Origin of the sequence: Streptomyces sp. NPDC060366 (assembly GCF_042725135.1) — a bacterium.
Taxonomy (GTDB): Bacteria; Actinomycetota; Actinomycetes; order Streptomycetales; family Streptomycetaceae; genus Streptomyces.
The window spans coordinates 65,524-77,736 of record NZ_JBHXDC010000004.1 but is presented as its reverse complement, the minus strand read 5'-3'; the positions used below and the strand labels follow the sequence as shown (position 1 = coordinate 77,736).

At 71.5% G+C, this 12,213-nt stretch carries 11 protein-coding genes, 1 tRNA gene and 1 other RNA gene; 12 read left to right on the top strand and 1 reads right to left on the bottom strand.

The genetic code is table 11. From position 1 onward, the window contains the following. The first annotated feature begins 92 nt into the window (after positions 1-92). The 8 genes from ACFWHU_RS12940 to ACFWHU_RS12905 all read left to right on the top strand — a co-directional run bounded on the left by ACFWHU_RS12940 (position 93) and on the right by ACFWHU_RS12905 (position 5,680). The gene (locus ACFWHU_RS12940; RefSeq protein ID WP_387224885.1) at positions 93-344 is read left to right on the top strand and encodes a hypothetical protein; all 252 of its coding nucleotides are present in this window, start codon (positions 93-95) and stop codon (positions 342-344) included. A 163-nt stretch (positions 345-507) separates the two neighbouring features. Then, on the top strand, positions 508-696 hold the full coding sequence (locus ACFWHU_RS12935; protein ID WP_362450911.1) for a hypothetical protein: 189 nt from the start codon (positions 508-510) through the stop codon (positions 694-696). An 11-nt stretch (positions 697-707) separates the two neighbouring features. Then, a complete protein-coding gene (locus tag ACFWHU_RS12930) occupies positions 708-1,319 on the top strand; it encodes a hypothetical protein (protein WP_387224883.1) in 612 nt (203 codons plus the stop codon). A 1-nt stretch (position 1,320) separates the two neighbouring features. Beyond that, positions 1,321-1,641 carry a hypothetical protein gene (locus tag ACFWHU_RS12925; protein ID WP_387224881.1) on the top strand — a complete coding sequence of 107 codons (321 nt, stop codon included), beginning with the start codon at positions 1,321-1,323 and terminating at the stop codon, positions 1,639-1,641. Positions 1,642-1,726: 85 nt separating this feature from the next. After that, positions 1,727-2,653 (top strand): bifunctional DNA primase/polymerase, encoded by a 927-nt coding sequence (locus tag ACFWHU_RS12920; RefSeq protein ID WP_387224880.1) that lies wholly within the window; start codon positions 1,727-1,729, stop codon positions 2,651-2,653. Beyond that, positions 2,650-4,044 (top strand): phage/plasmid primase, P4 family, encoded by a 1,395-nt coding sequence (locus ACFWHU_RS12915; protein WP_387224879.1) that lies wholly within the window; start codon positions 2,650-2,652, stop codon positions 4,042-4,044. Before ACFWHU_RS12920 ends, ACFWHU_RS12915 begins: the two co-directional genes overlap by 4 nt. A gap of 100 nt (positions 4,045-4,144) precedes the next feature. Beyond that, entirely contained in the window at positions 4,145-4,411 is a 267-nt protein-coding gene (locus tag ACFWHU_RS12910) for a helix-turn-helix domain-containing protein (protein ID WP_073747230.1), read from the top strand. A gap of 9 nt (positions 4,412-4,420) precedes the next feature. Continuing rightward, positions 4,421-5,680: a tyrosine-type recombinase/integrase gene (locus ACFWHU_RS12905; protein WP_387224878.1), complete on the top strand. Its 1,260-nt coding sequence runs from the start codon at positions 4,421-4,423 to the stop codon at positions 5,678-5,680. Between the two features lie 80 nt (positions 5,681-5,760). Here ACFWHU_RS12905 and ACFWHU_RS12900 read toward each other — a convergent pair. Next, a tRNA-Ser gene (locus ACFWHU_RS12900) sits at positions 5,761-5,848 on the bottom strand. Positions 5,849-5,920: 72 nt separating this feature from the next. Here ACFWHU_RS12900 and ffs point away from each other — a divergent pair. The 4 genes from ffs (at position 5,921) to ACFWHU_RS12880 (ending at position 11,936) form a co-directional block, all read left to right on the top strand. Next, positions 5,921-6,017, top strand: an RNA gene (ffs, locus tag ACFWHU_RS12895) — signal recognition particle sRNA small type. Positions 6,018-6,061: 44 nt separating this feature from the next. Further along, positions 6,062-8,353, top strand: a complete 2,292-nt coding sequence (locus ACFWHU_RS12890; protein ID WP_387224877.1) for a DNA polymerase III subunit gamma and tau — start codon at positions 6,062-6,064, stop codon at positions 8,351-8,353. A 173-nt stretch (positions 8,354-8,526) separates the two neighbouring features. Continuing rightward, positions 8,527-9,783, top strand: coding sequence for a phosphoribosylamine--glycine ligase (gene purD, locus ACFWHU_RS12885; RefSeq protein ID WP_387224876.1), 1,257 nt, complete (start codon positions 8,527-8,529; stop codon positions 9,781-9,783). Between the two features lie 380 nt (positions 9,784-10,163). Next, positions 10,164-11,936 (top strand): hypothetical protein, encoded by a 1,773-nt coding sequence (locus ACFWHU_RS12880; RefSeq protein ID WP_387224875.1) that lies wholly within the window; start codon positions 10,164-10,166, stop codon positions 11,934-11,936. Positions 11,937-12,213: the final 277 nt, after the last annotated feature.

The window sequence follows — 12,213 nt, the reverse complement described above, 5'->3', positions numbered from 1 at the left end:
CACCGCTAGCGGCACATTCCCCGCTTGATCAGCGCACTAGCTTCTAGCGCCCCACCTGCGCAAACCCCCGAAACAGGCCCGGGAGGCCCTTCATGACCCCTGCCCTGCTCGCTAGCGCACTCCTCCTGCTCATCACCCTCAGTTACAGCGGTCTGTGTGCGGTCTCGCCGTTCGGGGACTGCCGCAAGTGCCGCGGCTGGGGCTTCGCGACCAAGACCGACCGCAAGGGCCGGGCCAAGCGCGGCAAGGACTGCCGCCGCTGCAAGACCACCGGCAAACGCATCCGCATCGGACGCCACCTCTACAACGTCGCCGCCCGCCTCCACCGCGACGGCACCCGCTGACCCTTCCACGCATGCGACCGGCGACCACCCGTCATGAGACGGGCCCCGCTCCGAGCAGGAGCTAGGCGGGCGTGGTCGCCGGTCAAGGCCCCCGAGCTTGCCAGCACCCCGGGGCGCCCAGAGCTTATCCACCCCTTCCCTCCCACCGGAAGCGAATACCGCCATGGCCGTCACCGTCTCGCTCGTCCTGCTCTTCGGACTCGTCCTGTTCTTCCTGCTCCGCTCCAACACCCTCGGCTGGGGCGCCGCGTTCATCGCCGTCATGTTCGGGTTCTTTCTCGCCTCCACCGGCGCGTCCGGCCCCATCAACGAACTCACCACCGCCGTCATCGACGCCATCCCCGACCTGTAGGAGGCACCGTCATGAACGAACCTCTCGTCCAACGCCACTGGGCCGCACTCGCCGCCCCCAAGGCGGCCCCCGCCGTCGCCACATCCACCGTGCTGATCCTCGGCCGGATCTGGAACGCCAACGGCGCCGAACACTCCATCGGCAACGCCGCCTTGATGGTCGTCCTCGCAGCAGGTGCCGCAACGGCCGGCGCTTTCGCCGCCGTCGGACGCGGGGGCGGTGACGGGGTCCTCGCCGGGACCGCGTTCGCTACTTCGGGAACCTTGGCCCTCGCCGGAGTTGCCGGATACACCGACGGCCTCCCGCTCCCGATCCTCCTGTGGGCCGTGGCCACCGCCGTCGCCTACGGGATCGCCGCCCGCTACTGGCGCACCGACCGTCGCGACACGGCGGCCTTTGAGCGGCAGAGCACGATCCGCCGCGAGGAACACGGCCACGTCGAACGCGTCGAAGCGCTGCGGGCCGGGGCACAGATTGAGGTCGCCCGCTCCGGCGCGGCCTACGCCGAACAGCTCGCCACCGCACTCATCACCCGCGCCGCCCTGCCCGGCTTCAACCCGCAGGCACTCACGGACTCCGGTCTGCCCGAGCTCCCCGCCACCGACACCACCAAGGAGCACTGACATGAGCACCGGCACCGAACAGTGGCCCGCCCCGGACACGGCGTACGCCACAGCCCCGAGCATGGTCCGTGAGATCGGATGGACCGCTCAGGCCGCCACCGACAAGCCGTTCGGCAACAGGATGGGCCGGGAGTTCTGGCTTCGCAAGGCCGCGCTCCTGGACCGCATCGCGCTGGCCGAGGCCGCGGGCCACGGCGGGGACACCATCGAAGCGGCCGCGCTCGCTGCGGCGCGGCTGATGGACCTGGACGACACGGACGCCAGCTGCGACCCGCGCCACTACGTCCGCCAGCAGTACGCCCTGTGGGCCAACGAGCAGTAGCTATGCCCGGGGCGGTCGCCTCTCGCCAAAGACCGCGACCGCCCCGGTTCCCTTGTCCCTTCGCGGAAACAGGAGAACCCCCAGCATGACACCAACCCCTGCCCCAGCGCTGCTGAGCGCCGCCCTGGCCGCTGCCGAGCGAGGCTGGCCCGTCTTCCCCCTCCGGCCGGACGACAAGCGGCCCGCCGGGCACCCTGAACGCCGCTGCCCCGGCACCGGCCGCTGCGCGAGTGGCCACCGCACCCCCGAGCAGCGCGCCACCACCGACCCCGGGAACATCGCCACGTGCTGGCAGACAGCTCCCTACAACGTCGGCATTGCGACCGGGCCCGCGAACATCGTGGTCCTGGACCTCGACCTGCCCAAGGACGCCACCGACACCCCACCCACCGAATGGGCGGGAGCAGCGGACGGCCTGGACGTGTTCGCCATGCTCTGCGAGCGTGCCGGGGAACGGCTGCCGACCGAGACGTACACGGTGCGCACCCGCCGCGGCGGCCAGCACCTGTACTTCACCGCACCCGCCGGAAAGCAGCTACGCAGCACGGCCGACGTCCTGGGCTGGAAGGTCGACACCCGGGCCTGGGGCGGGTACGTGGTGGGCGCCGGCAGCACCGTAGGTGGAGCGTCGTACGAGATCATTCACGACGCGTCTCCGGCACCCCTCCCTGCGTGGCTCAGTGACCTGCTCACCCCCAAGCCCGCACCGGCCCCGATGCCGCTGTCTGAGCTGTCGGCCCGGATGCGCAACGCCACCGCCTACAGCACCGCCGCACTGCGCGGGGAGCTCGAAAAGGTGCTGTCCGCCCGCGAGGGCGGTCGTAATCGCGCTGTGTATTTCGCGGCCTATGCCCTCGCCCGGATGATCCGGAGCGGTGACCTCACCGAGGCCGCCGTCAGCAGCGAACTGATGAGCGCCGGGCAGTCGATCGGCCTGCCCGCCGGGGAGTGCCGCACCGCGATCCGCTCCGGATTTGTCCGGGGCGGCGCGACGGAGGCGAGTGCGGCATGAGCGACCGGGAGGAACTGCCCGTGCCGTCCAATCCGATGGCCGTGGCGCGTCGCCTGCTTCCGAGCTGGCAGAACGAGAACCAGCGGCTCGTGTGCCGTCGGTGGCGCGGGTCGTGGATGCGCTGGACCGGTACCTGCTGGCGTGAGTTGGACGATCAACAGATGCGGTCCTCGCTCTACAAGCGGCTGGAGTACGCCATCTACAGCGTTCCCGGCAAGGACGGCCAGCCCGAGATCCGTGACTGGGCACCCACGAAGCAGAAAATCAGTAACCTGCTCGATGCCCTGGGAGCCATCACGCTCCTGCCCACCGACACCGACGCCCCCTCGTGGGTCGAGCAGGACGCCGCGGGCAAGGACAGCAGCCCGATCGTGGCCTGTGAGAACGGCTTGCTCCGCATCCGGGACCGGGCCCTGCTGCCGCACACTCCCGGTTTCTTCAACCTCGTCTCCGTCCCGTTCCACTACGACCCCGCAGCCACGGCACCGACGTGGGAACGCTTCCTACGGCAGATCTGGCCCGACGACCAAGCGGCCCTGGACGCGTTGCAGGAATGGTTCGGTTACGTCCTCTCCGGTCGCACCGACCAACAGAAGATCCTGCTCATCAAGGGGCCCTCCCGCTCGGGTAAAGGCACCATCGCCCGGGTCCTCAAGGAACTGGTCGGACGCGAAAATCTGGCCGGGCCGACGCTCGCCGGTCTCGGCAGCAACTTTGGTCTGTCCACGCTGCTCGGCAAGCCGCTCGCCGTCATCTCCGACGCCCGTCTCTCAGGCAAGGACGGCGGTCAGGTCGTCGAACGGCTGCTCACCATCTCCGGTGAGGACACCATCGACATCGACCGCAAGTTCCGCGACCCGTGGACCGGCAAACTGCCCACGCGGCTGATGATCCTCACCAACGAGCTGCCGAGCTTCGGGGACTCCTCCGGGGTCATCGCCCGCCGGTTCATCGTGCTCAACATGACCGTGTCCTGGCTCGGCAAGGAAGACACCAACCTCACCGACAAGCTGGCCGCCGAGATGCCCGGAATTCTCAACTGGGCCCTGGAGGGGCTGGCCCGTCTCCAGCGCATCGGCCGGATCACGGATCCGCCTTCCTCACAGGAAGCGGTCATCACGATGCAGGACACCGCCTCGCCGACGAGCGCGTTCATTCGTGAGCGCTGCACGGTCGGCGCAGCCTGTGAGGTCCCCGTCGACACCCTGTGGGCAGTCTGGCGCGAGTGGGCCGAGGACAACGGCGTACGGGCCGTGGGGACCAAGCAGATGTTCGGACGGAATCTGCTCTCCGTCGTCCCCCAACTGCACCGAGCCCGCCCCCGCGACGCGTACGGCCGGCAGGTGCCCACGTACACCGGCATCACGCTCACGCCGTCCGATCGGCGATAGCCGGTGTCGCGACTCAAGCGACTCACGCCGCCCCGGAACGGCCCCTGAGTCGCTTGAGTCGCGACACACAGCAATGCGGACTCCACACACACCAGCTCGCATGACCGCACCGAGGAGTGCCATGCCCCGGCTCGAATTGCTGAAGAACGACGAGAACCCGCAGGACTTCGATCTCACCCTCCTCGCCGTGACAGTCGAGGAAGCCGCCCGCCGCCTGAGCATCGGCCGGACCACGATGTACGGCCTGATCCGTGACGGAGCCGTCCAGACGGTCCCGTTCGGCCGAAGTCGGCGCGTCCCCGTTCAGGCACTCATCAACTACCTGAACCAGCACATGCAGACCAGCAACAACCACGCCGCGGCGTAAGGAGCACCAATGGCCAAGCGGCCCAAGCGCCCGGACGGGGCGTCATCCATCTATCTCGGCAGCGACGGTTACTGGCACGGACGTGTGACCGTCGGCATCCGTGACGACGGCAAGCCGGACCGGCGCCACGTCATGAGCAAGATCAGCGAAGGGGAGGTGATCAAGAAGGTTCGCGCTCTGGAGAAGCAGCGGGACGAAGGCAAGGTACGGAAGCCAGGACGTCCGTGGACCGTCAAGGCCTGGCTGCTGCACTGGGTGGAAGAGATCGCCAAGCCATCGGTGCGAGAGAACACGTACGCCGGATACGAGGTGGCCGTACGGGTCCACCTCGTGCCGGGCGTCGGGGCTCACCGGCTGGACAAGCTGGAGCCCGAACACCTGGAGCGCTTCTACAGCCGAATGCTGGCCAACGGCAGCAAGCCCGCCACCGCGCACCAGGCGCACCGGACGATCCGTACCGCGTTGAATCACGCGATGCGCCGCGGCCACGTCACACGGAACGTCGCCACCCTCGCGGTCCCGCCGAGGATCGAGGAAGAGGAGGTGGAGCCGTACGACATCGAAGAGGTGCAGCGCCTGCTCTCAGGGGCCGCCAAGCTTCGGAATAGTGCTCGCTGGTCCATCGCGCTCGCTCTGGGGCTCCGGCAGGGGGAAGCGCTCGGGCTGCGGTGGGCAGACCTCGATACGAGCAGCGGAGTCCTGCGCGTCAGGAAGAACAGGCTGAGGCCGAAGTACCTCCACGGGTGCGGCGGCGACTGCGGCACGAAGCCGGGGTTCTGCAAGAAGCGCGTCAGGAAGAACGAGGACACGGCCAACACGAAGTCGCGCGCCGGCCGACGCGTCATCGGTGTTCCTGACGAACTGGTGAGACTGCTGGAGCTCCACCGCAGAGAGCAGGCACGCGAGCGGGCGATCGCGGGGGAGGACTGGCGAGAGTCCGGGTTCGTCTTCACCTCTCCCGTAGGCGAGCCGCTGGTGCCGAGCACGGACTACGACGCCTGGAAGCGGCTGCTGATCGACGCGAAGGTTCGGGACGGGCGCTTGCACGACGCCCGGCACACCGCGGCAACGGTTCTGCTCATCCTCGGTGTGCCCGAGCGGGTCGTGATGCAGATCATGGGCTGGTCGTCCACGGCGATGGCGGCCCGGTACCAGCACGTGACAGGCGGCATCCTCGCCGACGTCGCGCAGCGGGTCGGAGGACTCATCTGGGAAGTGGCCAACGACTCCGACGACACCGGCCCGGAGGGTTCCGAAGAGTCTCGTTGAGACTGCAGATGAGACTACGAACGCCGAAGGGCCCCACCGCGAACGGTGGGGCCCTTCAACGTATTGCCCGGTGAGAGCAATGGCGGAGGATACGAGATTCGAACTCGTGAGGGGTTGCCCCCAACACGCTTTCCAAGCGTGCGCCCTAGGCCACTAGGCGAATCCTCCGCGACGAACCATACAAGACTGGGAGCGGTGCTCGCGAACTCGTTCGTGGGGGTGGGGATCGGGTACTCTGGGCGCAGCCCCTCACGTGGCGCTATCTGACTGAACTCCCCCAGGGCCGGAAGGCAGCAAGGGTAGGTTGGCTCTGGCGGGTACGTGGGGGGCGTCCGCGTTGGCGGGGGTGGGATGTCGTAGCGGGCCGATATCGTCGTAGGTGTGTCGTCCCTAGCGCTGTACCGCCGTTACCGCCCCGAGTCGTTCGCCGAGGTCATCGGGCAGGAGCATGTCACTGACCCGCTGCAGCAGGCCCTGCGCAACAACCGGGTCAATCACGCGTACCTGTTCAGCGGGCCGCGGGGCTGTGGGAAGACCACCAGTGCGCGTATCCTCGCGCGCTGTCTGAACTGTGAGCAGGGGCCCACGCCGACCCCCTGCGGGGTCTGCCAGTCCTGTCAGGACCTGGCCAGGACCGGCCCCGGGTCGATCGATGTCATCGAGATCGACGCGGCTTCGCACGGTGGTGTGGACGACGCGCGTGATCTGCGGGAGAAGGCCTTCTTCGGGCCGGCCGGCAGTCGTTACAAGATCTACATCATCGACGAGGCGCACATGGTCACGCCGGCGGGGTTCAACGCCCTGCTGAAGGTGGTCGAGGAGCCGCCGGAGCATCTCAAGTTCATCTTCGCGACCACCGAGCCGGAGAAGGTCATCGGCACGATCCGCTCGCGTACGCACCACTATCCGTTCCGGCTCGTGCCGCCCGGGACGCTGCGGGACTATCTCGGCGAGGTGTGTGCCAAGGAGGCGATCCCGGTCGCCGACGGTGTGCTGCCGCTCGTCGTGCGGGCCGGTGCCGGGTCCGTGCGGGACTCGATGTCCGTGATGGACCAGCTCCTCGCGGGCGCCGCCGAGGACGGTGTGACGTACGCCATGGCGACGTCCCTTCTCGGTTATACGGACAGTTCGCTGCTCGACTCGGCGATCGACGCCTTCGCGGCGGGCGACGGCGCGGCGGCCTTCGAGGTCGTGGACCGGGTCATCGAGGGCGGCAACGATCCGCGGCGGTTCGTCGCCGACCTGCTGGAGCGGCTGCGGGACCTGGTCATCCTGGCCGCCGTTCCGGACGCCGGTACGAAGGGGCTCATCGACGCCCCCGACGACGTGGTCCAGCGGATGCAGGACCAGGCGTCGGTCTTCGGGGCCGCCGAGCTGAGCCGGGCCGCCGACCTGGTCAACACCGGGCTCACCGAGATGCGGGGCGCCACCTCGCCCCGGCTCCAGCTCGAACTGATCTGCGCGCGCGTGCTGTTGCCCGCGGCCTTCGACGACGAGCGGTCCGTACAGACGCGGCTCGACCGGCTGGAGCGGGGGGCGTCGGCGGCGGCGTTCTCGACCGGGGGCCCGGCGCCCGCCATGGGGTACGTCCCCGGGCCCGAGGCGCACACGGTGGCGCCCGGCAGCGGACCCGCGGTGGCGCGGGCCGCCGTGCAGGGCGGCGGTGCGCCGGGCCCGGCGCCCACGCCCCCGGCGCCTCCCACCGCCGCACCGCCCACGCCCGCCCCCGAGCCCACACCCGACGCGGCTCCCCCGAGCGGCAGCCGGCCCGGCGCCTGGCCCGGTGCGGCGACGCCCGGCGCGCCCGCCCCGGCCGCTCCCGAGCCCGCCCGCAAGCCCGGCGGGTGGCCCACCGCGTCGACCCCCGGGCGTGGCCCGCAGGCCGCCGAGCCCGCTCCGGCGGCGGCCCCGCCGGCGCACGAGTCCGCCCGGCCGGCAGCCCCCGCAGGCGGTCCCGTCATGGCCCAGGGCGCCGGACAGGTGCGGAACATGTGGCCGGACATCCTGGAGGCGGTGAAGAACCGCCGTCGTTTCACCTGGATCCTGCTCAGTCAGAACGCGCAGGTAGCGGGCTTCGACGGCACGACCCTCCAGCTCGGCTTCCTCAACGCGGGCGCCCGTGACAACTTCGCGAGCAGCGGCAGCGAGGAAGTGCTCAAGCAGGCGCTCTCCGAGCAGTTCCACGTGCAGTGGAAGATCGAGGCGATCATCGATCCCTCGGGCGGCACCCCGCAGCCGCCGGCTCCCGGCGGCGGCAACAGCCCGGGCGGCGGCGGAGGTTACGGCGGCGGAGGAGCCGGCGGAGGCTACGGAGGGGGAGGTGGTGGCGCCGGCGGCTTCGGCGGCGGGGACGGCGGCACCAGACCCCAGGCACCCGCTCCCTCCCAGCGGCCCGCACCGCCCGCCCAGTCCGCCTCCTCCGGGGCGGGCCCGGGCTCAGCGATGTCCGGCGCCTACGCGCCCGCCGCCCCGGCGCCCAACGCCTCCGGCCCCACCACGCCCGAACAGCGCCGCCCGTCGGACACGGCCGTCGCCGCCCCCCGGCACGTCGCCCCCGAGGACGACACCCCTGAAGAGGACGACGCCGACCTCGTCGACTCCGCGCTCTCCGGGCACGACCTGATCGTCCGCGAACTGGGCGCCACCGTCGTCGAGGAGTATCCGAACGACTAGCGGGTGTCTCACCTCCACGCCCGCGGGTGTCTCACCTCCATGCCCGCGGGTGTCTCACCTCCACGCCCGCGGGTGTCTCACCCCACGCCCGCGGGTGTCTCACCCCCACGCCCGCCGTCCGGCCGCCGGACGTCAGGTCGGTCACGGACCCCGTCCCGGCTAGGCTGCCCCCCGTGAAGGTCCTAGTCATCGGCGGCGGTGCCCGCGAACACGCCCTGTGCCGCTCTCTGTCCCTCGATCCCGACGTCACCGCCCTGCACTGCGCGCCGGGCAACGCCGGCATCGCCGAAGTCGCCCAGCTGCACCCGGTCGACGCCATGGACGGTGCGGCCGTCGCCCGGCTCGCCACCGAGCTGGAGGCCCGGCTCGTCGTCGTCGGACCGGAGGCGCCGCTCGTCGCCGGGGTCGCCGACGCCGTACGGGACGCGGGCATCGCCTGCTTCGGCCCGTCCGCCGAGGCGGCGCAGCTGGAGGGCTCCAAGGCCTTCGCCAAGGACGTGATGGCCGCGGCCGGTGTCCCCACCGGGCGCAGTTACGTCTGTACGACCCCCGAGGAGATCGACAAGGCCCTCGACGCATTCGGCGCCCCCTTCGTCGTCAAGGACGACGGTCTCGCCGCCGGCAAGGGCGTCGTCGTGACCGGGGACATCGCCGCCGCCCGCGAGCACGCGCTCGCCTGCGGCCGCGTCGTCATCGAGGAGTTCCTCGACGGTCCCGAGGTCTCCCTCTTCGCCGTCACCGACGGCCGCACCGTCCTCCCGCTGCGCCCCGCCCAGGACTTCAAGCGGGCGCTCGACGGCGACGAGGGCCCCAACACCGGTGGCATGGGCGCCTACTCGCCGCTCCCGTGGGCCGACCCCAAGCTGGTCGACGAGGTCATGGAGACGGTGCTCCAGCCGACCGTCGACGAACTGCGCCGTCGTGGCACGCCCTTCGCCGGGCTGCTGTACGCGGGCCTGGCGATCACCGGCCGCGGTGTGCGGGTCATCGAGTTCAACGCCCGTTTCGGGGACCCCGAGACACAGGTGGTCCTGGCCCGGCTGAGGACCCCGCTCGCCGGTGTCCTGCTGGCCGCCGCCGAGGAACGCCTCGCCGATCAGCCGTCCCTGGTCTGGCGCGACGACGCGGCGGTCACGGTCGTCGTGGCCTCGCACAACTACCCCGGTACGCCGCGCACCGGCGACCCGATCGAGGGCCTGGCCGACGTCGTCGCGCAGGATGCGCCCCACGCGTACGTCCTGCACGCCGGGACCCGGCTGGCCGACGACGGCAGCACGGTCCTGAGCGCCGGTGGCCGGGTGCTGTCCGTCACAGCGACCGGCAAGGATCTCGGGCAGGCACGGGAGCGGGCGTACGCGGCCGTGGACCGGATCCGCCTGGACGGTTCCCAGCACCGTACGGACATCGCCCGCGAGGCCGCCGAAGCCTGACCTGGTCGGCCGGGGCCGGGACGTCTCCGTCCCGGCTCGGCACCCCGGTACGGACACCGGAACCCGCCTCGGCACCCGGCCTCCGCCTCCGCGCCCGCGCCCGCACCCCGTCACGCCGCCCGGTCGCGGAGACCGGTCCTCCTCATCACCCCGTCCCGGAAACCGCACCCCAAAACACCGGCGCGTCAGCACCTTTGCCCAAAGCCATTCCATCGAGTGACGGTTAGCCCATCCGAATGACCCCCGCCAGGGCCCCAACTATGGTGCGGCGCAAGCGTTCGGGCACTTGGCCCACCGGCATTGCGATGTCAGTGGCGGGTGCCACAGTGGGGGAGTGAGCAAATCCGCCGCAGTGCTGGCAGAGGGGGTGAGATCCGGACGTGTCCGGTTCCGGTGTCGGTGAGGAGATCGGCGCACAGGGCGCCAGGTCCAGGGCTGTCGCTGTGCTGCGCGTGCGCGGCAGGGCCATGGCCGTCGCGCTGCTGCCCGCCGCGGCTGCGGTCGTCCTGCTCGCGGGCGGTGCCACGGGCCGTCTGACCGGCGGGAGTTGGGACGCGGCGCGCTGGGCCGTGACGAGTCTCGCCGTGGTCGTGCTGCTCTGCGCGGCGGCCGTCGCCGTCGTGATCACCAGGGCCAGACCCGCCCTCAGCCCCACCGTGGAGATCGCCGAGCGGTCCGCCCCCGACCTGTATCGGCTGGTGCGGGACCTGGCCGAGCGGCTGGACGTGCCCGCGCCCTCAGCCATAGCTCTGACCCCCGACTGCGACAGCTGGCTGGAAGACCGTACGCACCCCGCGCACGCCCCCGTCGACACCCCGACCGGCCCGTCCGGTACCGGCACGGGCAGAGGCAGCGGACACGCCCTCGGCTCCCCGAACAGGACAGGCGCCGGCGCCGGCCGCCACCGCGTCCCCGCCGCACCCGTCCTCGTGATCGGCTCCCCTTTCCTGTGGTGGATGCGGGTCGCCGAGCTGCGCGCCGTGCTGGCCCCGGTCGTGGCCGGTACGGGCCCGGCGTCGCACCCCGACATAGCGGCCGCCCGTCGCCTCGTGCGGGGCCTCGACGCCGCGGTGGCGCTCTCCGGCCGCCCGGGCCTCGGGCTGATACGCCGGGCCGCGCTCGGCGTCGTGAGCAGGATCGCCCGCCTGATGCTGCGCGCCTGCGGCGAGCACGCCGCGCTGATGGAGCGCGGTGTCGCCTCCGCCGCGTCCGAGCGCGCACAGGGTGTGGACTACGGCCTGCGGATCGTCGCCCAGGAGCAGGTCGGCCTCGCCTACGCGGGCTGGGACCGGCTGCTGACCCGTGTCGCACTGCCCGCCTGGCGGATGGGCCGCTGGCCGTCGCGGCTCGACGTCGGAGTCGTATCGGCGCTGACCGAGCTCTCGCGGCGCGACCGGCTGGCCGACGGCTTCACCTCCCGGCTCGGCGAGCGGCCCGCCTGCGATCTGCTCGAGGAGCCCGGCGCGGTCGACGAGGCCGCGTCCCTGCTGGCCGCGCGCCTCTTCCACGGCGGCCCGGCAGCGTCCGGCCCCGACTGGTCCCCGGTCGACTGGCAGCAGTATCCGGAAGAGGTCGTCGACCGTAAGTGGCGTACGGAAGCGGCCCGGCTGCACCGCGTCCTGGACGACATGGGCGTACGTCCGTCGGCGCGGCCGGGCGAGTCCGCGGCCGACCTCTCGGCCGCCCGCGTGCTCGGCCCCACACTGGACCGGGTCATGGACCATCTCGCCGGACGGGGCGAGGAGGCGGGCGACGCCCTGGCCGCCGGGATCAGCGCCGAGGTGGCGCGCGAGGAGGCCGAGGCCGTGCCGTCCGTCCCGGCGCCCGCCCCCGCCTCGGACACCGCAGGGGACGCCCTGGCGTTCCGTGGCACGGACCCGCTCCCGCTGCTCCCGCTCATGCCGCCGCGTACGGGCCGCGAACTGCTCGCCGACCACGTCACGGCGATGGTCTGCTGCGCGGCCGTGGACACGGCGGGTGCGGCCCCGGGTCTCGACTGGCTCGACGGCCCGGCCCTCCTGATGGGCGGCAAACGCCGCACGGACCTGGCGGGCGGGGTGCTGAGCCTGGTGGAGGACGGCGACGTGGAGCCGCTGCGGACATGGCTGGCCTCGACGGGCGTACGGTCGGAGAAACCGGTCCGTCTGGTGTGAATTCGCTCACCACCACCCGGACGAAACGCCCGGCGCGGACACGCCGAAGGCGCCACGACCCGCCAGGCGGACCACCCGCGAACCACCGCGAACCACCGCGAACCGCCCGGCAAGGGCCTTGCGCACCGCCCGGCGAGGATCCGGCGAACCGCCCGGTGAGCGCCACGACCCACCCAACCCACCATCCGAATCCGGGTGTTCCGTTCACTTCCATTCGCGACGAACGGTGACGGAGCGCGTGCGTTATGTGATGTGCTGGAGACCGACGCTGCCACGG